A 22,935-nucleotide genomic window follows, 5' to 3' on the forward strand; every position below is an offset into this window, starting at 1 on the left:
CAATTTCCATTGAAATTGCGGAAGTTGTCCCCAGGCCGGGCTAGTTGTCCCCACTCGTCCGGGCGTCACCCCGACACCTGGCCGAGGGCCCGGCTCTGCGGGGCGGAGGCGGGGTCAGTTGTCGATTCGGCGGGCGCCCAGTTCTCGCTCGAAGAGCTCGACTGCGGCGGCTTCCGGGTCCGGGCCTACCGGGGTGTTCGCGTCGTACGGGGAGGACTCGGCGAGCATCGCTTCCGGGTCTTCCTCGTCGTCGCTGACCGGCTTCGGGGCGCGCTGCGGCTCCGGGCGCCTGGTCGGCTCTGGGGGCGGCGGGACGTCGTCCGGTGGCGGGGGCTCCTCGTCCGGCGGTTCGGGCGGCGGTGGGATGTCGTCCGGCTCCGGCGGACGCGGCACCGTGCCCTGGCGCGGTGCCTGGCCGCGCGTCTGCCCGTTGGACGGGCGCGACGGCTGAGCGCTCGGACGGCTGGGGGCCTGGTTGTTCGGCTGCTCGGTGGGTGCCGGGTTCGCGGACTCGGCGGCGGCAGCGGTCGATTTGCGCTGCAGGGGCTGCTTCGGAGCAGCCTGGCGCGCCGGGGCGGGCGGCGGTGCCGCACCGGCCTCGACGCACTGGATGTCCCATTCGGCGTCGCCGATGACCTGGCACAGCGCCTGCCGGACGAAGTCCAGCCGCCGCTGCTGCGCGAACTGCTTGACCAGCCCGGACGTCGGCATCGACAGCACGAGCGCACCGTCGCTGAGGTCCTGCACCGTGGCGTTGAGCAGCAGCGCCTGCGTCGGCCGGTTCAGCTTCGCGACGGCCTGCAGCACCTCGCTCCACACCTGCCGCACCTTCGCCGCGTCGAACCCGCCCGCGGCTCCCGCCGCGGCAGGCGCTGCTCCGCTGCCCTGCGCCTCAGCGGCTCCGCCGCCACGGCTCGCGTTCCGCAGCTCCGCAGCTCCCGCCGCACTGCTCTGCGGCTGCGCCGCCGCAGCACCACCAGCAACGCTGCTCCGCAGCTCCGCAGCTCCACCGCTCTGCGACTGCGCCGCAGCACCGCCTCCGGCGGAGCCACCCCACTGCCCTGCGGCTGCGCCGCTCTGCGGCTGCGCCGCAGCACCACCGGCCGCACCGCTCCGCTGCTCCGCAGCTCCGCCCGTCGCGCCACTCTGCGACTGCGCCGCCGCTGCACCGGCCGGAGCCTGCGCCGCACCGCGACCAGCAACATCGCTCTGCTGCTCCGCAGCTCCGCTGTCCTGCGCGGCGGCTCCACCGCCCTGCGCAGCGCCATCGCCCTGCCCGGCCGCACCGCTTTGCTCCGCAGCGCCGGCTTCCTCCGCCGCGCGCACAGCTGCCGCGCGCTCATGCGGCCGCTGGAAGACCCGTCGCGGCCGACCATCGCCGTCAGCCGCTGACGCGGCTTCCCCCTGGGCCACAGGGGCTCCGCCTTCAGCAGGCGCCAGAGTCGCTCGGCGTTCAACTCGCTCAAGTCGTTGCAGCAGCGCCGTTTCCGCGTCCGACACCGCCGGAAGCATCATCCGGGCGCAGAGAAGTTCAAGCAGAAGACGGGGCGCGGTAGCTCCGCGCATCTCCGCGAGTCCAGTGTGGACGATCTCCGCGAAGCGGGACAGCGTCGCCGGGCCGAGCTGATCGGCCTGCGTCCGCATCCGCTCCAGCTCATCGCCGGCCGCATCCACCAGACCGCGGTCGCCAGCGTCGGGCACCGAGCTCAGCAGCACCAGGTCGCGCAGGCGGTCCAGCAGGTCGGAACCGAAGCGACGCGGGTCATGTCCGGCTTCCACCAGCCGGTCCACGGTCGCGTAAACCGCCGCCGCATCCCCGACCGCAAGCGCGTCGACCATGTCATCGATCAGGGCCACGTCGGTGACGCCGAGCAGCGCGACCGCTCGCTCGTAGGTGACGCCCTGCTCGGTCGCCCCCGCCAGCATCTGGTCGAGGACGCTCAGCGTGTCTCGCGCGGAGCCGCCACCAGCCCGGATGACCAGCGGGAACACCGCCGGTTCCACCAGGACGCCCTCGTCCTTGCAGATGCGCTCGACGAGTTCGCGCATCACGCCCGGGGGCATCAGGCGGAACGGGTAGTGGTGGGTTCGGGACCGGATGGTGGTCAGGACCTTGTCCGGTTCCGTCGTCGCGAAGACGAAGATCAGGTGTTCCGGCGGCTCTTCGACGATCTTCAGCAGGGCGTTGAAGCCCTGCGTGGTGACCATGTGGGCCTCGTCGATGATGAAGATCCGGTACTGCGACTGGGCGGGCGCGAAGAAGGCCCGATCGCGCAGTTCGCGGGTGTCGTCGACGCCACCGTGGCTGGCCGCGTCGAGCTCCACGACGTCGACGCTGCCGCCGCCTTCGGGGGCCAGCGCGACGCAGGAGTCGCATTCGCCGCACGGGTCGGGCGTCGGACCCTGCGCGCAGTTCAGCGAGCGGGCGAGGATGCGCGCGCTGGAGGTCTTGCCGCAGCCGCGCGGCCCGGAGAACAGGTACGCGTGGTTGATCCGGCCGGTGGACAGCGCGGTCCGCAGCGGCTCGGTGACGTGTTCCTGCCCGACGACCTCGGCGAAGGTCGCGGGACGGTACTTGCGGTAGAGGGCGAGCGCCACGACCAGAACCCTACGCGGTACGACTGACAACCAGAAAAGGACCCGAACGGGCCCCGGAAAGTAAGGGGACCCCGTGCACCCGCCAGAGCCCGCTTACCCTTGCTGCCTTCCGGCCCTGGGGGAGTTCACAGGATGGACGTCGCACGAGGTCCACGGACAGTGTAACCCGATGCCCGCGGTGCTCCGCGAGGCGGCCCTCGCTCACTGCTCCGGGGGCACGTTCTCGGTCATCCGGCGCAGCGCCGCCACGTGCCCGAGGTAGGCGGCCTTGCCCTGGTCGGTGAGCCGGAACCAGGTCCGCGGCCGCCGCCCGACGGCGCCCTTGCGGACCTCCAGGTAGCCAGCGCCCTCGAGGGCCCGCGAATGCTTCGACAGCATCGAGTCGCTGAGCTCGGCCGAGTCGCGGACCACCCTGAACTCCACCCAGTCCGCACCGCTGGCCAGCAGGGCGCAGATCGACAGCCTCGGCAGCGGGTGGATGGCGGGGTCGATCATGCCCTCACCTTTCCCTCCGCGAGGTCACGCCCGATGCCCAGGAGACGTTCCGGATGGCGAAACCGGCTGCCGCTCGACCTCGCCCAACGCCGACTTCGCCTCGCCCATCCCGGCTCCCCGAGCCATCTACTTTCTACTTGGAAAGTACTTTACAACAACCCCGCGATCCTGTCGGCTTCGTAACGAGACAGCCACAGATCCACTGTCGGACGCGACACCGCGGCCAGCACCGCGACGTCCTTCTTCCGACGGTTCTCCGCGCACCACAACACAATCCGCGCCCGCGTCCCGACCGTAGCGGCCACGTCCGGACTGTTCACCGGCGCCCGCAACTCGGCCCGCTCATCGGCTGTCAACTCCACCCAACCAGTCAACACCACCACCCGCCACACCAACGTAAAGCAAACAGAATCACGAAACACTAGTCTCTGAGTCACTCCTGGCTGTTTTCGTTTATACCGGTGGGATCAGGATCGACCGGAACCCCCTGCGGGGCAAGGTGCGAAAGAGGACGACGGGGAAGCTGACCACGAGGCAGCTTAATAACGATAATGCCATTCACACGGTCGTAGACCCGATCACCTTTGACTACGAAGATCCAGAAAGAAAGCTTGAAGAACGAGGTGAGCTCTCTACCCAGCTGACGCCCCATCCCTATTGGCCCTCCAGTCGAGACAAGCACCATCGCGATTCCAACGATCCGCATGCCCCAACTTTGCCCAGTTCGAGCTCTATCGAGCCCGGTCTTAATCAGAAATACTCCCGCCGGAACCGGCGCGAAAGCCCCAATGAATCCCCCCAAAGTCTGAGAGAAATTTCCTACCGCAGCACCCACCACGACCCCGCCATCCACAATCCCACCAGGATCAAGATGTCAAACCCCATCGCTTTCCAAGACTCAATTTTGGTCGCCAACCGGAACTCTTCAGGCTCGGAGCGTGGCGCTTTGAGACCCAGGCGCGGCCGGCGAGGGGCGGATCGTCATCACCGACCTCGCCGGCCGAGACGAGGTCGTCGAAACCTGGGCCGTGGGCAACCATCTCGGCGACCGTCGGCGTGGACCATTCCCGCTACCCGGCAAGCCCTACGAGGGCACGGTCATTGTCACTGTCCAGTGGCGCCGCACCTCAGCGCAAGGGAAGGTCCGCGGCACCGCGCTCGGCCTTGTCCAATGCCAATCCACTCCAGCTTGGGATGATCAAGACCTTTGCCTCGGACGGGTCACCTGACGGAACCAGAACGCTGAGTTCGAATCGACCATACTTGGCCACAACTCTCCAGCCACCATCAGCGACCTGAGTAAACTTCACAATACGAACCCGGCCTGGCTCTGTGACCCAATCCAAGGTCAACACCGCAGCTTTAGCGAGGTCGCTTACCTCCCCCGGCGAAAGTGCGTCATCGGTGGCCTCGTTACGTCGCTCGCGCCACCGAGAAGCGACTCGCCCAAACAACTTACGCGCCAAAGCAACCGCCGCCGCGTCTGAGCGGTTCCCAATCACGCCCTGCGCCACCGCGCCACCAAGGAAGCCCGCAACCGGGACTAGCCAGCTGAGGTCGGATGAACCAGTTGACTCACCGTCAGAAGGGCGTACTGGTGACTCTTCCGATCGACCGAGGAGACCAGGACTAGCCGGTTCATTAGTATCAGACCTAGATGGCTCGTTATTACTAACGTTATCCGACTCATTGTCGCCAATGGCGCCCGAGGCTTCAAAAGAGCCCGACGTTTCAAACTCGTCGTCTTCGATTCCCAATTTCCAACCTTCCGCAGATGAGCCCACACCATAGCTCACATAGCAGTTAGAACAAGGCAGGACATATGCAATTCGATTGCAAAACTGATTAGAGAGTACCGTGCGAGGAATCGACTACTCTGCCGGAGTTCCCAAGGCAGCTCAAGAGCGCAGGTTTCGACTTCGTGGTGCGCTACGTTGGCACACCCGGGCGGCGCAAGAACATCACGGCCGCAGAGTTCCGCGACATGACCGGCGCCGGTGTCGGCGTGGCGCTGGTGTTCGAGAACCGCGCCGGTAACGCGCTCGCCGGCCGCGCCGCCGGTGCCCGCAACGCCCGCGCCGCGCTGGAGGGCGCCCGTTCATTCGGTTGGCCCCACGACCGGCCCATCTACATGGCCGTGGACCAGGACATCACCACCGAGTCGCAGATGCGCACCGTCGTCGAGTACCTGCGCGGAGCCGGTGACGTACTCGGCATCGAGCGGATCGGGGTCTACGGCGAGGCCGACGTCGTAGACCGCGCCCAGCGCGAAGGCGTCGCCCGCTGGTTCTGGCAAACGAAAGCCTGGTCGCGCAAACGGATCTCGCCGCACGCCTCATCTCGTGCAGCAGACCGAGGCCGTGCGGGTCGACGGCGTCGAGTGCGACGTCAACACCACCGACCGTCCCGACATCGGCCAACACTCCCGACCCCAGGAGAACGACTTGCAGCCCGACGAACGTAACGCCCTGCTCGGCGTGCACGGTGCCGTGTTCCACGGCGGCGACGCCGGCCCCAAATCCATCATCAAACGCCTCGACGACATCGAGACCACCGTCGGCAAGCTCGCCGCAGCACCCACCCCACCGCCGGGCGGGAACTCGGCACCGCCCCCGCCGAACAACCGGACACCACCGGCCCCAGACCGGCCCGCGCTCCTGATGGCCAGAAGCCGCCGGGGCAAAACCCGGCGCAGCCTCTCGTCCTCCAGCCAACTGGCCCACCGCTCAGCGGTGTAGAGATAGCCACGCTCCGTGTTCGCCGAGAGGTTCTTGGCCTTGATCGTCTTGCGCCAGCGCTCCGCCAGCATCCGCCAGACCGCTGCCGCCGTGCTCGTCGTCCCCATGTCACACACCCTCGAATAGTGTTGTCACCGAGCGCTGTGCAAGCTCACGACGCCAACCGCCGCCAGGCCGTCCGCCCAGGTCAGGACCCGTATCCGCTGCTCAGAAGCCCACCTGATAGGCTTCCGCACGGAGGATTGGCCGAGCGGCCTAAGGCGCACGATTGGAAATCGTGTTGGGTTAATAGCCCTCACGGGTTCGAATCCCGTATCCTCCGCTCAACGGAAGAAGCCCCGGCGCTATCAGCACCGGGGCTTCTTCGTTTTTCCAGGTCAGCGGACGGTGAAGCGGGCGATCTGCGGATCGTGATCGCTGGTTTGGTCCGCGAATTCCGCGTTGATGTGGACCACGTCGTAGTCGGCTTCGAGCGACGGCGTGGCCAGGATGTGGTCGAGCTGCTGGGAGTTGCCCTCGTAGACGTAGCTGTAGCGCTCGAGCGGGGGCAGGGTTTCGGACAGCGGGGCGAGCGCTCCGCCTTCGGTCAGGTGCTGGATCGCCGGGGAGAAGCCGTAGTCGTTGAGGTCGCCGAGGACCACCACTCGGGCTTGGGCGTCGATGGCCCGCGCTTCGTCGACGAATCCGCGCACCGCCTGCGCCTGCTTCTCGCGCTGCAGCTCGGAGGCTCGCTCCGGCGGCTGGAGGCGGCCGTGCAGCGGTTGGTCGCCGCCCTTGGAGTTGAAGTGGTTGGCCACCACCAGGACCGTCTGGCCGCGGAACATGAACTCGCCGGCCAGCGGCTTGCGGCTGTCCTTCCAGGCCTCGTTCGCCGGGTCGATGCGACCCGGCGAGGCGCTCAAACCCACCCCGTTCCCGCGCGCGACGGGGTGCACCGGGGTCGTCGCGTCGCCGCCCGGTCGGTCCACAAAGGACACACGCGTCGGGTTGAAGAGGAACGCCACCCGGATGTTTCCTCCGGGCTGACCGCCGTCGGCGTTGTTCTGCGGGTCGATCAGGCGCCACTCGTAGCGCGGGCCGCCCGCCGCCGCGATCGCGTCGGTGAACTGGCGCAGCGTTTGATCGGCGGCTACCACGCCGTCGTCGATCGGGCCGTTGTTGTCCTGAACCTCTTCCAGGGCAACGACATCCGGCGAAGCGAGGTGCTCGACGACGCCCTTGGCGAGGCGGTCGAACTTCGACTGGTCGTTGCCCGCGGCAAGGTTCTCCACGTTGTAGGTGGCGACCGCCAGCTCCTTGTTGCGCTGCGGGCGGGTCGATTCCGGCTGCAGGTCACCGGACTGGTGCTCGCCGAGGCGCGTTGCTTCCAGGACATAGCCACCGAAGCGGGAGTAGTCCAGCGGGCCCTCGGTGGTGCCGTTCAGCCGGTCGCCGACGTTGGCCGCCGGGAACGGGCTGTCGGCCAGCGATTCGACCTTGAGGCGTCCCGCGTTGGGGTCGGCATAGCCGGGGTAGGTGGTGCCGCCGCGGCTGTTGGCGTTCTGGTCCGGCTTGCTGGTGATCCACAGCGCGCGGTACGGATCGGTCGGCCCGACGACTCGCGCATCGTCCACTCGCAGCAGCATGCTCTCGCGCGACTCGTAGTAGTCCAGCGCGTAGCTCTGCGGTTCCAGGTCCCGCTTGTCGATGTTGCCGTCCAGCGGCGCGTACTCGGTCGGCACCGCATCCGGGCCGACGACCTCGGCGGCCGGCACTTCACCCGTGCTGGTGACCTGCCAGGTCGCGCCGACCAGTTCCGTCACCGACTGGTTCGGCGTGGTCTCCGGGGTTTCACCGGACGCGATCGGGTAGTACTCGCTGACCTTGCCGTCGACCGCAACCACGTCGCCGACCTTCACCGCCGGGGTCTGCTGGCCGGTGAAGACGAACAGGCCTTCGCTGGTGCGCGGGTCGCCGTCGGGTTCGGTGTCCTGGAACCAGAACCCGCGGACCGAGCCCTGGGAACGAATTCCGGTGACGACGCCGAGAACCCCGGTCACCCGCTGACCGTCCAGCGCCGACACCCGCGTGGCGCCCTGGATGTCGTGGATCCGCACCGCCGGTTCCGCGGCGGCTGCGGGGGCTAGGGACAGCAGCACCCCAGCAGCGATGAGCATTGACGTGACGCGCACTTCGGCTTCCCCTCGCCAAGCGATCTGATCGACGCGAAGCTACCGGCTCGACGCGACGAACGACACACGATCAAGTGAACAGATCGCCGATGGGGCCTGCTGGACCAGCGCGTGCGGCTGGCGCTGCTTCTCCTCGTTGATCCGCTGCTGCTTCTCGAAGGCGTTGGCCACCGTGATCGCAGCGATGACCACTGCTACGAGCAGGATTCCGGCCAGCGCCGCGGGCCACACGCGTTGCCGATCGCGCCAGGTGCGTTCCGAACCGTGCAGCAGCGCGGAGCGCAACTGCCGCCGTCGCAACGAATCCGACTCCAGCAGGTACCGCTCGGCGTTCGGCGTGCTCGCGTACACCTGCGGCACAGTCGGTTTCGGCGCCTCCTCCGGTTCTTGCGGAGGCGGCGCCGGTGGCGGTGGTGGTTGCGGTGGTCCGGCCACGTGCTGTGATCCCTCGAGGTGTTTTCGGTTGCCCCGCTTGGGAAAACGCGAACGGGGCGGCCACCGGGATGGCCGCCCCCGCGTCGATCAACCGAACAGGTTGTTCAGGTTGTTGGTCAACTTGGAGTAGTTGTTCGCCGCACCATCAGTGCTGTCGATCAGCTTCGCGAACGCGTTGTTGACCGACTGGAACTGCTGGTTGTACTCGTTCGAGCGGGACTGGAAACCGGGCTGACCGGAACCCTCCCACTGCTTGATGGTGTCCTTGGCGTGGCTGTCGATGGTGGCCATGATGGCCTTGAAGCGCGACAGGTAGCCCTGCTGCTCCCCGGCCAGCCCCTGCAGCGCACCGACGTTTCCGTAGACCTCGAATCCAGATCCCGAAGGCATCGCGTGATCGTCCCCTCAAAGCCTGTTGCTGGTTGCGTTGCTTGCGTGGTCGCTTAGCGGAACCTGAGAGGTTCCCTGGACTGCGGGTGGTCACCCTGCGAAGGTGGATGCGAGCGGCTGACGCCGCTTCCACAAGGCGCGGACGGCATCCGCCGACGGACTATCAGCGGTTCATCTTGGCCGGGATGCCTGCGAGCTGCGAACCGGCCGACCGGAAGTCGTCGTGGGTGGTCTGGTCGTTGGTGCCGACCTGGGTCTGCGCTTCACCGAGGTCGACGCCGTTGTCGTGGCACCAGCGGACCAGCTCGTCGAACCGCGTCTCCAGCTCGTAGCGGGCCTGCTGGAAGGCGGCCAGCGCGGACCCCTGGATGGCGTCCTTGTCCTTGGCCATGTCGTTGATCAGGTTCTGCAGCTGGGCGCGCAGGCCCTGCGCTTCGGTCCCGAGGTTCTGGCCTCCCTGGCCCATCGCGTTGGCGTTGGTGAGGCCGACGAAATTGCTCATGCCTGCCGATTCCTCTCGTCGGACTGGCCGGCCGACGCGCCCGAGGCGCTCACCGGCTTTCTCGAGATACGACGCATCACTTCCGAAAGCGGTTCCCCCGAGGTCAGCCAACGGCACCGGCGCGCACCGCCTCAAGCGGCTGCGGTGGTGGCGTGCACAACGATACGGTCGGGAACCGTTGCGGCGTTGGGAAAGTCTCATCAGGTGCGAGCGCATCCCGGAAAGCGGACGGAGGACGGCGAATGGGCGACATCGGGGTGAACCCCGGACAGGCGGTCAGCACGGGCGGCAACGCTGAGCAGACCGCGGGTGACTACGACAGCGTGGCCAGCGCGCTGCGTGGCGCAGTGGAAAGCGCCCGGACGGCAGCCGTCGAGCAGCCCTGCGCGAAAGGGTACGACCCGTTCGGCGAGGACGCGGTCTCAGCGATCAACGACCTCAAGAAGCACGGCATGACGCTGGGCAACAACTCCCAGTCCGGCGGCGGCGCGGCGTCCCAGACCGACCACGACAACGCGACCGGTTTCCACGGCATCATCGGCCTGATGAACCGCTGACCTGCGGTTCCACTCGGCCCGACATGCCCCGGCGTGTCGGGCCGAGTGCCAGTTATAGGCAAAGCTGCCGCTCCGGCTGGTGTGCGGAGGGGTGATTCCAAATTTAGGGAAATTTGGGATCCCCATGCGCGCGGCTCAGCGCGGGGCGGCGAGTTGGGCGGCGATCTCGAGGTAGGCCTCGCGGGTTCGGGGCGCGACCTTGGTCGGGTCGAGCTGGCCGCCGCGGGCCAGGTGGCGGTCGAAGGGGACCACCACGATCTTCGCCTGCTCTGCGAAGCGCTTTCGCAGTTCTGCGGTGACTTTGCGACGGTCCGTGCCCGGTAGGCACACCACGACGATCAGCAGGGATCCGAGAAGACGCCGTGCGCCAAGGGCTTCGAGCCTCCCGAGCAGTTCGTGCGCAGACCGAACCGCGTCCTGGGTCGAGGTGGTGACCAGGACTGCCTGATCGGCGTTGTGCAGCGCCGCGTCCGCAGCTTCGAAGGCTCCCGCACCGACGTCGAGCACGGTGAAGGCGTGGTGCTCGCGGAGCAGGCCGACGAATCGCGCCAGCTCACTGCCGGTGATGCGGTCCTGGCGACGTGCGCTGTCGAGGATCCGCAGGCCGCCGGGCGTCACCAGCGGCAGCGGTCGGTTCCCGCTGGGCGCGCTGAGAACCTGGACCGAGCGGGGCGCGGGCTGCTGCGCCAGCTTCCGGCCGAGCGAGTGGGTGCCGGACTGCGCGTCGGCGATCACCACCGGGTCGTGGCGCAACGCGGCCAACGCGGCCGACACCAGCAGCGATGTCGTCGTCGTTCCCACACCGCCCTTGCCCGCGACCGCGGCGATCACCCGCGGCTGCTGCTGACGTGCGCGGATCCGGGCGAGCAGGCGGCGTTCCCGCTCGGCGATCTCGGCCGCACCGGGCGTGACCAGGCCGAAGCTGACCGAGCGGAGCAGCCGCCGCCAACCGTGCGGAACCAGCGTCGTGGGCTCGGGATTCGCGACCGCTTGCAGCGCCGCGGCCGGGCCGTTCTGGGCGGTGTTCGTGCCGAGCGGCCGGTTCAACGCCGCAGGTCGAACGGCCGGTGTCCCGGGTGGTGGCGTACCCGGCGGCCGCACAGCCGGCGTGCCCGGCGGCGGGGTGAGCGGCATCCAGCCGCCCTTGGCTCCGGGCGGCATCGGTGGCTGGAGGTTGCGGCCCGCCTGGATCTCGTCCGGGCGAATCCGCTGCGTCGGCTCGGCGGACGGCACCGAGGAGGTCGGGTTGAGGCCGAGCTCCGCCGGGTCGATGCCCATCCGCCGCAGTTCCGCGGCGCTGGACTGGGCCCCGGCCTGCAGCTCCTCGCCCTGGGACTCGTCGCTCATGCCACTCCCTCCGAGATCACCGCGTCATCCCGCCGATCGCGTCGAACAGCCCGAGCGCCGTCGCCGCCACCGGCAGGACCAGCACGACCACGGCCAGCTCGACGATGTTGAGCGTGCGCTTGATCCGCGCCCGGACGATGTCGGACAGCGCCAGCGAACTCAGCACCAACGTCGCCAGCACGACCAGCACCAGCGCCAACAGCAAGAGCGGCCGTCGCGCCGGAAGGTCGTCCCAGTACAGGTGCAGCCCGTTCACCGCGAGCCCGATCAGCCCGGCCAGCCGCAACGGCACGACGTGGTGGACCTGCGAGAACACCCGCGACCGCAGCAGCACGGCGACCGCGACGATCGCGGCGAGCAAGCGGTCCGACAGCTGCTCGGACAGCGCCAGCGCGCCCACCAACCAGACCACGACCGCGGAAATGCCGAGCACGGAACCGGTGAGCAGCTCGGCGGAAAGCCGAATGCGCTTGGCCAGCTGGGCCGCGCCCAACACGCTGGCGTTGCGCACTTGGTAGTCGGCGTTCGCAACCCCACCCGCGGCCAGTGCCACCCGCGGGAGCGCCCCGATCACCAGCACGCAGATCACCGCAACAACCCGCACGACCTGCAAGGACGACACGTCGAACGCGGTCACCGCCGCCACGACCGCGCTGGCGATCGCGACCGTTCCGGTCGTGGCGAGATGGGGTGCGGCGAGGCGGGTTCCGGCGAACGATCCGGCTGCGACCACGGTGGCCACCACCGCACCGGCGGCTTGAGCGGCCAAGCTCGGCCACGACCACAAGCCCGCCAGCAACCACCCGCACAGCGCACCCCAGCCGCAAGCCACCGCCAGCAGCACGCGCACCGCAGCGCGCTCGCCGTGCCACGCCGCCCAAAGCGCGGCACCGACCAGGACACCGGCCAGTCCAGCGGCGGAGATGATCGGCAACGGCTGCCCGACCACGCGCATCTCGCCGAACAGCATCAGCAGCGCCAACGCGAAAGCCGCGGTGTAGAGGGCGAAGCGGAACGTGGCGCGCGGGTTCCAGAGCAGTCCGGCGTGGTCGATCGCGTCCTCGAGCGCGTCGCGCACGTCCTCGACGTAAGCCGGGCGGTTCTGCGTCCCGCGCACCTGGAGTTCGAGCAGGTCACCGTCGGTGACACCGGCGTCGGTCAGGGTCCGGTCCGGCGCGATCTCGGCGCCGCCCATGCGGGTCAGCACCCACCGCGCGGGCTCGGTGCGCTCGGTGTTCGGGGCACACAGCTCCAACAGCTGCGGCATCAGCTCGGACACCGCGCTGCCACCCGGAAGCGCGACGTCGACCCGCCGGTCCTCCGACAGCACCGTCACGCGACTGTAGGCCCTCGTCAACCCGTTCCCTCCCGCGCCGACCTCTCCAACGATCCGACGTCCGCGCGCCCGCTTGCGTTCCGCCGCAGCGTATCGACTTCGAAAGACCGCGAGATGACAGCTGGTTGAGTAGTTCCACGTTTACCGGCCCGGCATCGATCGGATGAGCTGGCTGGTGTGATCGCTGACGAGCAGACCGCCGCACCGGCCGCACCGGTCGGTGCGCGAATCGCGGTGGCCCTGTGCACGTTCGTCGTGCTGACGCCCTGGATGCTGTTCTCCCTGCTGGTGTTCGGGTTCTCGGCGATGTGCACCGACGACTTCGACGATTCCGACTGCGCCGAGGCGATGGGCATCCCGATCGTGATGGGCGTCCTCGGCCTGCTGCTGGGCGTTGTCCAGCTGATCGTCGCGCTGCGCAGCAAGACCACCAAGTCGGTCCTGCTGCGCGGGATTCCCGCACTCGTGCTCGCTCCCCTCGGTCTCCTCGCGCTGTTGACGATGTTCGGCCGGTGAACGCCCGGCTACTCGCTGCTGACCAGCCAGCGACCGGAAATCGTCGAGCGGAACCGGACGTCCGATTCGAACGTCACACCGACGGTTGAATCCCGGATGCCAGTCGAGGACGAAGGACGCGAGCCGTGAGTTTCGATCCACGAGACACGAAAGCGAACCCGGGCACCATCCGGTCTGCCGCTGGCGACCTGGAAGCGGTGTCCGGAAGTCTGACCGGCCACGGCCAGTCGGTGGGCAACGCGCTGCGCACCACCGCCAAGTCGTTCTCCGATCTGATCTCCTCGCGCATCACCTCGCAGGCGGCCTACAACGAATCGGCCTGCCAGACCGCAGTGTCCACCGTGATCTTCGGACAGGCCGTCACCGGCGGCTGGGCCGACGACGTGGAGTGGTTCAAGCGCGAGCGCGAGAAGCTGATCAAGCAGTGGGACGACGCCTCGGACAGCAACTTCGGTGTCAAGAAGCCCGAGCTGGCCAAGGTCCCGGCTGACGAGAAGCAGGAGAAGCTCAACTCCTACGACAGCAAGGTCGCCTCGGCCAAGTCCGCGAAGCTCGACGAGCTCAACAAGAAGGCCGCCGACCTCTGGGAACGCTTCCAGGACAAGGCGAGCACCCGCGGCAACCAGCTCACCAACGGCCCGACCCCGGAAGCCCTCCACCAGCTCGACGCAGCGGGCCTCCTCCCCCTGGCGGCAACCTCCCTCTTCGGCGGCGACTGGACCCCAGCCCGCCCCCACGCCCTGCTGGCCAACATGATCAGCAAGGGCGTCCTGCTGGCGAGCTTCGCGGACATGACCGCCAAGGAGATCGCGCACCGGCTCGACACCGACCACGCGCTGGCTGCCAGGCTGGCCAAGCAGGCCGCGATGGACGGCACCGGCGATGCGCTCATGCAGTCGATCTGGAACCTCGACCACAAGGGCGGCAACGCCGGCGACGTGAGCAAGCAGTTCGACGGCCTCTCCGAAGAGCAGCGGACCTGGTACGCCCTGCTCGCCCCCGGCGTTTTCGGCGCTGGCGCAGGCCTTTCCAAGGCCGAGCGGCTCGCCCCGTTCGACATGCGCGCGACTTCGAACCGGGTGCGCATCTCGGGTGCGATCGACGGCAAGAACGCCAAGATCGCCGAGCTGAAGGCGAAGATCGCCAAGCTCGAGGAGAAGGCCAGCAAGACGGGCGGGTACAACCCGTACGGCGCCGGCTACAACATGGAGCACGCCGGGCTCCTGCAGCAGATCCAGGACGCCAAAGCAGAGCTGAAGGCCGCCGAGACCCGCCAGGACACCTACCAGGAGCTGCTCGACGACAAGGTCGCCAACTACGGCGCGCCGGAAGGCGCTCCGGACAAGGTCAACCGAAAGATCATCCTCTTCGACCCGTCCACCGGCAAGGACGGCGGCATCGCCGAGCTGACCGGCAACATCACCAAGAACACCAAGAGCGTCGGCGTGCTGGTGCCAGGCACCACGACCAACACCGACAACTTCACCGGCAACGTCGGCAAGTCAGAGAGCTTCGTCAAGCAGTCCCCCAACGGCTCCCTGGCGATGATCACCTGGTCCGGCGGCGAGCAGCCGGACGTGGTCAACCCCTTCTCCAACCCGCACGACAACGCGACGCAGACCAAGCATGCCGACAAGATGGGGCCCGACCTGGCGACCTTCAGCCACGAGCTCCGCTCTGAGGTGGGGCGCGTGCAGGGCGACGACAACGGCACCAAGATCACCTACGGCGGGCACTCCTACGGCGGCGCCACGGTGGGCACCGCGGAGCAGCACGGGCTCGACGCCGACCGCGTCCTGCACATCGAATCGGCCGGCATGAGCGAAGGCGTGCACTCGCCGGACGACCTCCCGAAATCGCAGGAGAACGTGCACCGCTACAGCATGACCGCGCCCGGCGACCCCATCGGGATCGCGCAGGGCGCCGGGGATCTCCACATCGGACACGGGGCCGACCCGGACGACTTCAAGGGAACCACGCACCTGAGCACCGGGCGCTACCCGAACACCGGTGACTTACCTGCCGACAAGCGCGGCGAGGTGATCGAGGGCGGCGCCTCGCACAGCGACGTGTTCACGCCGTACTCCGAGGCCTGGCAGAACATGTACAACGTCTACACCGGTGGCGACGTCAAGCTCTACGAGCAGCCGGACATGATCCAGACCCCCACTGGGTACGTCCAGGACCGCGAGCACGTCTACGACCCGAACTATCGTGCACCGGAGAAATCGATCGACGAGCTGGAAAAGCCGTGAGGGCCGGATGAGGTACGGAAAGCTGTTGAAGTCGACCACGCTGGTCGCCGCGCTGGCGTTCGCAGCTGGCTGCGGTAGCGGGAACCAAGGAGGCTCCGAGGTGCCACAGAAGCCGCTCAAGCCGATCGACGAAGTGCACGCGGAAATGCAGGAACTCGCGTCTTCGCTGCTCGACGACATCCCCGGTGACCGCCGTTTCGAGACCGACGAGCAGCACAGCTGCGAGTCGACCGGCGAGCCGGGCGACGGCAAACCGGTGCGGCAGGACTACAACGTGCACGTCACCGCGACCCCGGAAACGGTCAACAACCTCCAGAACGTGCTGCTTCCCCGCCTGGAGAAAGAAGGATGGCGACTCGAGCGCTACGTCGACAAGCCGGACGAGGTCCAGCTGTCCGGGGAGCGCGAGGACGGCACGCTGATCGGTCTCGGCTGGAATCCGACCGGTAGCGGCGACATCGTCGTCGGCATCACAAGCCCCTGCGCCGCGCCTTCCGCGGAGCCGTCGAACTGATCTCGTGAGGTAGTCAGGTGGGGACGACGCAGGTGCGGCGTCCGGCTCGGTTGAACGTGCCGGACCCCGGGGTCGAGCCGATCGTGGTGGCCGCGCCGCCGCAGCAGTCGGACGCGGCGCCGCAGTCCACCAGCGCGGCGATGATCATCATGCCGCTGGTGTCCGGGTCGGGATCGCTGCTGATCACGCTCACCAACCAGGACCGGCCGCTGTTCGCCGCCGCGGGCATGCTGTTCCTCATCGCCTCGGTGGCGCTGGGCGTGGTGCTGTTCATCGGCAGCCGGTCGGGTCCGCGCAAGCGGATGCGGTTGCAGCGCGAGCGCTACCTGGACTACCTCGAAGACCTGCGCCGGACGCTGCGGGAGATCGTCGCGCTGCAACGCGACGGCGCGGCGTTCCGGCACCCCGATCCGCACACGCTCCTGGACGTCTCGCGCCTGCCGCAGCGCCGCTGGGAGCGGCGGGCCACCTCGCCGGACTTCCTGGAGCTGCGGATCGGCGGCGGTCCGCGCCCGCTGGCCCGGCCGCTGAACCTGCTCGTCGACGACTCGAATCCGCTGGTCAGCTACGACCCGGTGTCGCTGGGCACGGCGCAGCAGCTGGTCACCCGGTACGAGTCGCTGGCCGATCAGCCGGTGCCGATCCGGCTCGCCGAGGCGGGCTGCGTGTCGATCGTCGGCGACCGCGAGGCCGGTCGGCGGGTGGCGCGGGCGCTGGTCGGGCAGCTCGTCGCGTTCCACTCCCCGGACGACGTGCGGTTGGCCGTTGTCCGGCACGAGCGCTTCGCCGAGCAGTGGGACTGGGCCAAGTGGCTGCCGCACGCGCTGGACGATTCGCGCGCCGACGGTCCCGTGCCTGTCCGGCTGATCAGCGCCACCACCGGCGAACTCGCCCAGCTGCTGGCCGACGAGCTGGAGCACCGCCGCGAGGACCTGTCCCGGCGCCGGGGCAAGCCGCCGGGTCCGGGCACCCAGCGGCTGGTCGTCGTGGTCGACGGCGAAGCACAGCCGTCGCTGGCCGGGATCGAGACCGCGGCCGGCACTTCGCTGGCCGACCTGGGCATCCACCTGATCTGCCTGCTCGGCACCCCGCGCGAGGAACCGGAACGCGTCGACCTGCGCGTCGAGGTCGTCCCGGACGGCACCGCGCGGATCTTCGGCGAGAGCACCCAGTTCCGGGCCGACGGGCTGTCCCCGGCCGAACTGTCCTCGCTGGGCCGCGAACTCGCCCCGCTGGTGGTCGTGGAATCCGAGGGCGAGGAGCTGCTGAGCTCGACCGTCGGGCTCGCCGACGTCCTCGGCGTGCCGGACGTCGCCGCACTGGACACCGCGAGCACCTGGCGGCCGCGGCCGATGCGCGAGTTCCTGCGGGTGCCGATCGGCATCGGCGTGGACGGGCACCCGGTCATGCTCGACCTGAAGGAATCGGCGTTCGGCGGGATGGGCCCGCACGGCCTGGTCGTCGGGGCAACGGGTTCCGGCAAGTCGGAGATGCTGCGCACCCTGGTGAGTTCGCTGATCATCGGGCATTCGCCGGACCGGCTCGCGCTGCTGCTGGTGGACTTCAAGGGCGGCGCGACCTTCGCCGGGATGCGGCAGCTGCCGCACCTGGCGGGCATGATCACGAACCTGGCCGACGACCTGTCGCTGGTCGACCGGTTCCGCGACGCGCTGGACGGCGAGATGCTGCGCCGCCAGCAGCTGCTCTCCGACGCCAGCAAGCAGGCCGGCGTCGATCTGCCCAATGTGGACGCTTACGAGGACCTGCGGGCGACGGGCGCGCCGCTGGAACCGCTGCCGCACCTGCTGGTGATCATCGACGAGTTCAGCGAACTGCTGTCGGCGAAACCCGAGTTCGCCGACCTCTTCGTGGCGGTCGGCAGGATCGGCCGGTCCATCGGCGTGCACCTGCTGCTGGCCACGCAGCGGCTGGAGTCCGGCAAGATCCGCGGCCTGGAGTCGCACCTGTCGTATCGGATCGGGCTGCGGACCTTCAGCGAAGGCGAATCCCGCGACGTCATCGGGGTTCCCGACGCCTACCACCTGCCGCCGGAGCCGGGTTCGGGTTACCTCAAGGTCGACACCAGCGTCTTCGAGCGCTTCAAGGCCGCCCTGGTGACCACCCCGTACCGCCCGCCGCGGGAACGGGAGCGCGGCAGCGACCTCGTCGTCCCCTACACCGCGACCAACGGGCTGGCCGGATTCCTCCAGCAACGTCGGGATCTGGCACGCAAGGCCGCGCAGGACGCCGCAGACCAGGCCGCCGAGTCCGACCGGACGGTGCTGCAGGTGGCCGTGCAGCGGCTGGTCGAGTCGGGGGCCCGCCCGGTGCGGCAGGTGTGGGTCGATCCGCTGCCGTCGGAGCTGCCGCTGGACCGCGTGCTCGACTTCGAAGCCGACGGCGCCGCAGCTGATCCGCAGCGCGTCACCGCGCTCCTGGGCATCGAGGACATCCCCGCCGAGCAGCGGCAACAGGCGCTGGAGTGGGACTTCACCGGCGCCGAGGGCAACTTGGTGGTGCTGGGCGCACCGCAGACCGGCAAGTCGACGCTGGTGCGCAGCATGGTCGCGTCGATGTCCCTGCGCTACGCGCCGGGCCAGGTCGCGTTCTTCTGCGTCGACTACGGCGGCGGCACGCTGGTCCCCTTCGAGCAGCTGCCGCACGTAGCGGCGGTGGCTACCCGGGCCGACCCGGACCGCGTGCGCCGGACGATCTCCGACGTGCAGGGCATGCTCGACGAGCGGGAGCGCATGTTCCGGGCACATGGCCTGGATTCCGCCGCCGAGCTGCGCCGCCGGCGCGCGGCTGGCGACGTCCCGCCTTCGGTGTTCGGTGACGTGTTCCTGGTGCTCGACGGCTGGGGCGTGCTGCGCGAATCCGATCTGGACCTCGAAGAAGTGGTCATGGACATCGCGGGCCGAGGTCCGGCGCTGGGCGTGCACACCGTGCTGACCGCCAACGCCGGCAACCAGGTCCGCGTCCGGCTGGCGTCGTCCTTCGGCGGCCGGCTGGAGCTGCGGCTCAACGACCCGTTCGAGTCGCACATCGACCGCCGCGCGGCCGACGAACTGCCGAAGGACCAGCCCGGCCGAGTGCTGGTGCCGTCGGAGAACTACGCGCAGGTCGCGCTGCCGCGCATCGACGGCAACGCCACCACCGACGACCTGACCACTGGCGTGCAGGAGCTCATCGCCGAGGTCGCCGGGCACTGGCCGGACGGCGCAGTCCCGGTCGTGCAGGTGCTGCCAGAGCGCGTCGAGCTGCGCGCGATCCCAGGCCACGACGACCCGAACGCCCCTGGCCTGGTGCTGGGCCTGTCCGAGCGCGATCTCAGCCCGGCCCGCCTCGACCTGTTCGGCCACGACCCGCACCTGCAGATCTACGGCGACCCGCAGACCGGCAAGTCAACGCTGGTGTCGAGCCTGCTGACCCAGCTGACCGGCCGGATGACCTCGTCGGAGCTGGGCATCGTGCTGGTCGACTACCGCCGCACGCACCTCGAGGAGGTGCCGGAGGAGTACCTGCTCTCCTACTGCACGTCGGCGGCGCAGACGGCGCAGGTCGTGCAGGAGGTGTGCACGGGTCTGCAGGAGCGGATGCCGGGCCCGGACGTCACGCCCCAGCAGCTGCGCAACCGGTCGTGGTGGGACGGCCTGGAGGTGGTGGTCGTGGTCGACGACTACGACCTGGTGTCCACGACCTCCGGAAACCCGCTGGCACCGCTGGCCGAGTTCGCCCCGCAGGGCCGCGACCTGGGCCTCCACCTTGTCCTGGCCCGCCGAACCGGCGGCGCGGCCCGCTTCCTGTTCGAACCGCTCACCCAGTCCCTGAGCGACATGGGCAGCCCAGGAGTCCTGTTCTCCGGCGACCGAATGGAAGGCCGCCTGATCAACGCAACGGCCTCCCGAACCCTCCCAGCAGGCCGAGCCCTCCTAGCCCGCCGAAGCATGCAACCGGTCCAAATCCAAACAGCAATCCCGTAAGCGGGCACGAAAAAGGGCCGGTTCCCTGTGGGAACCGGCCCTGTCGAGCGGTAGCGGTGGGATTCGAACCCACGGTGGCTGTTAACCACACACGCTTTCGAGGCGTGCTCCTTAGGCCGCTCGGACACGCTACCGCCGACTAGGTTACAGGTCGGGTTGTCCAGACTTGACGAGGGGGTCAACGCCAAGCGCGGAGCGCGTCCACCAGGGCGGCCCGGGCTCGGAACAGACGACCTCGAACTGCCTGCTCACCTGCGCCGACGAGCTCACTGATCTCCAGGCAGGACAGGCCGTCGAGCTCGGCGAGCATCCAGACCTGGCGCTGCGGCGGCGGCAGGTCGGCAGCGCGCGCAGCAGCTCCAGCACCCCGGCACCAGCTTCGGCCGCCCGCTCCAGGTCGGCCAGCGGTGCACCAGTTGTTCGAAAGCAGCATCGTCACCTGCGGCGATGCGCTCTGCCAGCACCGCATCGGTCGGCTCCACGTCACTCCCCTGCAACGCGATGGGTCCGTCCCGACGAAGCGGAGCGGACCCATAGTCACAGGACCCGGCTCAGAAGGCGGCCCGGACAGGCCACCCAAACCGGTGGAATATTCCCTAAGTGTCGTCGTCGCGGAGGCGGTCCTTGGCTTCGTCGACGGCTTCGGCGGCTCGGTCCTTGATGTCCTGGCCGGCTTCCTTGGCCTCGCCCTCCAACTTGTCGCGCTGCCCGGCGCGCTTCACCTCGTCCTTCCCGGTGGCCTTGCCGAGGGCTTCCTTCGCCTGCCCAACCAGCTGTTCCGCCTGCTGCTTGGCCTTGTCGAACACACCCATCGGTCACTCCGTTCCTGCGGGGAACACGTGCACCAATTCGGGTACCCGGAACCGGGCCGCGGCATCCCGGCTCAGCGGTCGGTGTCACTCCGATGGGCGGTGAAGAACTCCTCCAGCACCGCGGCGCAGTCGTCGGCCAGCACCCCGCCGACGACCTCGGGCCGGTGGTTCAGCCTGCGGTCCCGCACGACGTCCCACAGCGAGCCGACAGCACCAGTGCGTGGTTCCCACACCCCGAACACCACTCGGGCCACCCTGGCCAGCACCAACGCACCCGCGCACATCGTGCAGGGCTCGACCGTGACCGCGAGCGTGCAGCCCTCCAACCGCCAGCCGTCGCCGTGCACAGCGGCGGCGGCGCGCAGCGCGAGGATCTCGGCGTGCGCGGTGGGGTCGTGGAGGGCTTCGCGCTGGTTGTGCGCCTGCGCGAGCACCCGGCCGTCCTGGTCGACCACGACCGCGCCGATCGGAACATCCCCTGTGGACGGTGCTTCGGCGGCGACCCGCAGCGCGGCCCGCACCAGCTCGACGTCACCGGCGCGGAAACCGGAATCGCTCACTGCTCCAACTTCTCCAGCAGCTTCTCGAAGTCGTCCCCGAACCCGCAGCGCTGGGCGATCATCACCAGCTGCTCGTCCGGGTAGAGGTCGACCTCTTCGATGATCACCAACAGCTCGCCCTCGGGCAGACCCAGGTCGGACAGGATGGACAGGTTGCCCTCCGGCCAAACCTCCTCGTCGTCCTCGTCGGGCGGTTCGACGCGCAGCAGGTCGAGGACGTCGGCGGCGATATCGTAGTCCAGCGCCGCGGCCGCGTCCGACAGCAGCAAATCCACCCCACCGGGTATCGGTCTGATCAGCACGAAGAACTCGTCGTCCACATTGCACATGCCGAACACGGCACCCGTGGAACGCAGCTCGCGCAACGCCGTGATCGAGGCGTCCAAGCCGGTCAGCACGGTTTTGTCCATCGCGCTGCACCGCCACCGCCCGTCTTCGCGCACCACGGCGACGGCGAAGCCCGCGACCGGCTCCTGCAGCGTCATGGGGACACCGTAAAGCGTGCGAACGCCACCCGAAAGCACTATTGCGCGCTCGTAACCTTCCGGGCACCCAATGCCGCTCGACCGGGTGCGCGGTAACCGGTCGGGTTCGGGCAGGATGGACGGATGCGTGCCGTGTGCGTGATCGGACTGGGACTCATCGGCGGCTCGGTGCTGCGGGCAGCCTCCGCCGCCGGACGCCCCGTCTGGGGCAGCACCAAATCCGAAGCCGACACCGCCGCAGCGCGGGCGGACGGCTTCGAAGCCCTCGAGATCGACGAAGCGCTGAGCCGCGCCGCCGCCGAAGACGCGCTGATCGTCCTGGCGACGCCGGTGACCGCCGTCCGCGGAGTGCTGCGCAAGATCGCCGAGCACGCCCCCAACGCCTGGCTGACCGACGTGGTCAGCGTCAAGGACCCGGTCGACGCCGAAGTCCGCAGCGTCCTGCCGGAAGCCCGCTACGCGGGCGGACATCCGATGGCCGGCCTGTCGAGCTCCGGCTGGGAGTCCGGTTCGGCCGAGCTGTTCCAAGGCGCGGCTTGGGCGGTGACCATCGAGGAGGACACCTCCCTCGAAGCGTGGCGGGAGGCCGCGCAGCTGGCGCTGGACTGCGGCGCACAGGTGGTGCCCACCTCCGCCGCCGCGCACGACTCCGCCGTCGCCCGGATCTCCCACCTTCCGCACGTGTTCGCCGCGGTCCTCGCAGCAGTCGGCGCCGACGGCGGACCGCTCTCGCTGTCCCTGGCCGCAGGTTCCTTCCGCGATGGCACGCGGGTGGCGGGCAGCTCGCCGGACCTGGTCCGGGCCATGACCGAGGGCAACCGAAGTGCCCTGCTCGACGCGGTCGACGACGCTCTCGGGCGACTGGGTGCGGCCCGCGGCTCCCTCGCCTCGACCGGCGGCCTCAAGTCCACAGTGGACTCCGGATACGCCGCCCGCCAATCCCTCGAAGCCCTGGCGACGACCACCCGAACCACCACGACCGTCCGCCTCGACGCCAACGCCCCGGAGCGCCTCCGCGAACTCGGCGACCTCGGCGGCCGAGTCGTCGCCCTCACCCCCGACACGGCCCAGGTCGAACTCCCCACCCCAGCCTGACTTCGCCAGGCCATCCGCAATTTCAATGGAGATCAGACGTCCGATTTCCATTGAGGTGATCTCAGTGGTTTATGTGTAGCCGTGTTCGTGGTGGGTGAGCACGAGTGCGGCTTGGACGATGTCGCCGGTTTTGCGGGGGCTGGCGG

Annotated in this window: 22 protein-coding genes, 2 tRNA genes and 1 other RNA gene; 9 read left to right on the forward strand and 16 right to left on the reverse strand. The window is 68.9% G+C overall.

The window, feature by feature from the left end:
• Positions 1-114: 114 nt before the first annotated feature.
• From ACWCO2_RS14475 to ACWCO2_RS14495, 5 genes are all read right to left on the reverse strand, one after another.
• Positions 115-2,598 carry a DNA polymerase III subunit gamma and tau gene (locus tag ACWCO2_RS14475; protein WP_450128203.1) on the reverse strand — a complete coding sequence of 828 codons (2,484 nt, stop codon included), beginning with the start codon at positions 2,596-2,598 and terminating at the stop codon, positions 115-117.
• A gap of 60 nt (positions 2,599-2,658) precedes the next feature.
• Positions 2,659-2,753: signal recognition particle sRNA small type (ffs, locus tag ACWCO2_RS14480), an RNA gene on the reverse strand.
• 46 nt (positions 2,754-2,799) lie between these two features.
• The gene (locus ACWCO2_RS14485; RefSeq protein ID WP_450128204.1) at positions 2,800-3,093 is read right to left on the reverse strand and encodes a winged helix-turn-helix domain-containing protein; all 294 of its coding nucleotides are present in this window, start codon (positions 3,091-3,093) and stop codon (positions 2,800-2,802) included.
• Between the two features lie 149 nt (positions 3,094-3,242).
• Positions 3,243-3,476, reverse strand: coding sequence for a helix-turn-helix domain-containing protein (locus tag ACWCO2_RS14490; protein WP_450128205.1), 234 nt, complete (start codon positions 3,474-3,476; stop codon positions 3,243-3,245).
• A 50-nt stretch (positions 3,477-3,526) separates the two neighbouring features.
• Positions 3,527-3,799 carry a hypothetical protein gene (locus ACWCO2_RS14495; protein ID WP_450128206.1) on the reverse strand — a complete coding sequence of 91 codons (273 nt, stop codon included), beginning with the start codon at positions 3,797-3,799 and terminating at the stop codon, positions 3,527-3,529.
• Positions 3,800-4,969: 1,170 nt separating this feature from the next.
• Between ACWCO2_RS14495 and ACWCO2_RS14500 the strand changes: the two genes are divergently transcribed.
• The 3 genes from ACWCO2_RS14500 (at position 4,970) to ACWCO2_RS14510 (ending at position 6,153) form a co-directional block, all read left to right on the forward strand.
• Positions 4,970-5,557, forward strand: coding sequence for a glycoside hydrolase domain-containing protein (locus ACWCO2_RS14500; protein WP_450128224.1), 588 nt, complete (start codon positions 4,970-4,972; stop codon positions 5,555-5,557).
• The gene (locus tag ACWCO2_RS14505) at positions 5,538-5,831 is read left to right on the forward strand and encodes a hypothetical protein (protein WP_450128207.1); all 294 of its coding nucleotides are present in this window, start codon (positions 5,538-5,540) and stop codon (positions 5,829-5,831) included. Before ACWCO2_RS14500 ends, ACWCO2_RS14505 begins: the two co-directional genes overlap by 20 nt.
• A 236-nt stretch (positions 5,832-6,067) precedes the next feature.
• A tRNA-Ser gene (locus ACWCO2_RS14510) sits at positions 6,068-6,153 on the forward strand.
• Positions 6,154-6,208: 55 nt separating this feature from the next.
• On the opposite strand, the gene ACWCO2_RS14515 is transcribed toward ACWCO2_RS14510, so the two are convergent.
• The 4 genes from ACWCO2_RS14515 to ACWCO2_RS14530 all read right to left on the reverse strand — a co-directional run bounded on the left by ACWCO2_RS14515 (position 6,209) and on the right by ACWCO2_RS14530 (position 9,329).
• Positions 6,209-7,987 (reverse strand): endonuclease/exonuclease/phosphatase family protein, encoded by a 1,779-nt coding sequence (locus ACWCO2_RS14515; RefSeq protein ID WP_450128225.1) that lies wholly within the window; start codon positions 7,985-7,987, stop codon positions 6,209-6,211.
• A 54-nt stretch (positions 7,988-8,041) separates the two neighbouring features.
• The gene (locus ACWCO2_RS14520; protein WP_450128208.1) at positions 8,042-8,437 is read right to left on the reverse strand and encodes a hypothetical protein; all 396 of its coding nucleotides are present in this window, start codon (positions 8,435-8,437) and stop codon (positions 8,042-8,044) included.
• 87 nt (positions 8,438-8,524) lie between these two features.
• Positions 8,525-8,827, reverse strand: coding sequence for a WXG100 family type VII secretion target (locus ACWCO2_RS14525; protein WP_450128209.1), 303 nt, complete (start codon positions 8,825-8,827; stop codon positions 8,525-8,527).
• Positions 8,828-8,990: 163 nt separating this feature from the next.
• Positions 8,991-9,329, reverse strand: a complete 339-nt coding sequence (locus tag ACWCO2_RS14530; protein ID WP_450128210.1) for a hypothetical protein — start codon at positions 9,327-9,329, stop codon at positions 8,991-8,993.
• A 242-nt stretch (positions 9,330-9,571) separates the two neighbouring features.
• Between ACWCO2_RS14530 and ACWCO2_RS14535 the strand changes: the two genes are divergently transcribed.
• On the forward strand, positions 9,572-9,886 hold the full coding sequence (locus ACWCO2_RS14535; protein WP_450128211.1) for a hypothetical protein: 315 nt from the start codon (positions 9,572-9,574) through the stop codon (positions 9,884-9,886).
• Positions 9,887-10,021: 135 nt separating this feature from the next.
• Here the strand turns inward: ACWCO2_RS14535 and ACWCO2_RS14540 are convergent, their stop codons facing one another.
• Both ACWCO2_RS14540 and eccD read right to left on the reverse strand, forming a co-directional pair.
• Positions 10,022-11,233 (reverse strand): MinD/ParA family ATP-binding protein, encoded by a 1,212-nt coding sequence (locus tag ACWCO2_RS14540; RefSeq protein WP_450128212.1) that lies wholly within the window; start codon positions 11,231-11,233, stop codon positions 10,022-10,024.
• 16 nt (positions 11,234-11,249) lie between these two features.
• Positions 11,250-12,590 carry a type VII secretion integral membrane protein EccD gene (eccD, locus tag ACWCO2_RS14545; protein WP_450128213.1) on the reverse strand — a complete coding sequence of 447 codons (1,341 nt, stop codon included), beginning with the start codon at positions 12,588-12,590 and terminating at the stop codon, positions 11,250-11,252.
• 156 nt (positions 12,591-12,746) lie between these two features.
• Between eccD and ACWCO2_RS14550 the strand changes: the two genes are divergently transcribed.
• The 4 genes from ACWCO2_RS14550 to eccCa all read left to right on the forward strand — a co-directional run bounded on the left by ACWCO2_RS14550 (position 12,747) and on the right by eccCa (position 19,837).
• Positions 12,747-13,085 (forward strand): hypothetical protein, encoded by a 339-nt coding sequence (locus ACWCO2_RS14550; protein WP_450128214.1) that lies wholly within the window; start codon positions 12,747-12,749, stop codon positions 13,083-13,085.
• A gap of 125 nt (positions 13,086-13,210) precedes the next feature.
• Positions 13,211-15,340 carry an alpha/beta hydrolase gene (locus tag ACWCO2_RS14555; RefSeq protein WP_450128215.1) on the forward strand — a complete coding sequence of 710 codons (2,130 nt, stop codon included), beginning with the start codon at positions 13,211-13,213 and terminating at the stop codon, positions 15,338-15,340.
• Between the two features lie 100 nt (positions 15,341-15,440).
• Positions 15,441-15,854 (forward strand): hypothetical protein, encoded by a 414-nt coding sequence (locus tag ACWCO2_RS14560; RefSeq protein ID WP_450128216.1) that lies wholly within the window; start codon positions 15,441-15,443, stop codon positions 15,852-15,854.
• 17 nt (positions 15,855-15,871) lie between these two features.
• The gene (eccCa, locus tag ACWCO2_RS14565; protein ID WP_450128217.1) at positions 15,872-19,837 is read left to right on the forward strand and encodes a type VII secretion protein EccCa; all 3,966 of its coding nucleotides are present in this window, start codon (positions 15,872-15,874) and stop codon (positions 19,835-19,837) included.
• 48 nt (positions 19,838-19,885) lie between these two features.
• Here eccCa and ACWCO2_RS14570 read toward each other — a convergent pair.
• The 5 genes from ACWCO2_RS14570 to ACWCO2_RS14590 all read right to left on the reverse strand — a co-directional run bounded on the left by ACWCO2_RS14570 (position 19,886) and on the right by ACWCO2_RS14590 (position 21,694).
• Positions 19,886-19,971: transfer RNA gene (locus ACWCO2_RS14570), tRNA-Ser, on the reverse strand.
• Between the two features lie 44 nt (positions 19,972-20,015).
• Positions 20,016-20,306, reverse strand: a complete 291-nt coding sequence (locus ACWCO2_RS14575; protein WP_450128218.1) for an RNA polymerase sigma factor — start codon at positions 20,304-20,306, stop codon at positions 20,016-20,018.
• Positions 20,307-20,433: 127 nt separating this feature from the next.
• A complete protein-coding gene (locus tag ACWCO2_RS14580; protein WP_450128219.1) occupies positions 20,434-20,649 on the reverse strand; it encodes a CsbD family protein in 216 nt (71 codons plus the stop codon).
• A gap of 71 nt (positions 20,650-20,720) precedes the next feature.
• Positions 20,721-21,209, reverse strand: coding sequence for a tRNA adenosine(34) deaminase TadA (gene tadA / locus ACWCO2_RS14585; protein WP_450128220.1), 489 nt, complete (start codon positions 21,207-21,209; stop codon positions 20,721-20,723).
• Entirely contained in the window at positions 21,206-21,694 is a 489-nt protein-coding gene (locus tag ACWCO2_RS14590) for a tRNA adenosine deaminase-associated protein (RefSeq protein WP_450128221.1), read from the reverse strand. The genes tadA and ACWCO2_RS14590 overlap by 4 nt, the downstream gene beginning before the upstream one ends.
• 123 nt (positions 21,695-21,817) lie before the next feature.
• On the opposite strand from ACWCO2_RS14590, the gene ACWCO2_RS14595 reads away from it, so the two are divergent.
• Entirely contained in the window at positions 21,818-22,789 is a 972-nt protein-coding gene (locus ACWCO2_RS14595; RefSeq protein WP_450128222.1) for a prephenate dehydrogenase, read from the forward strand.
• The last annotated feature ends 146 nt before the right edge of the window (positions 22,790-22,935 follow it).

The sequence above is a fragment of the Saccharopolyspora sp. NPDC002376 genome (assembly GCF_053593195.1).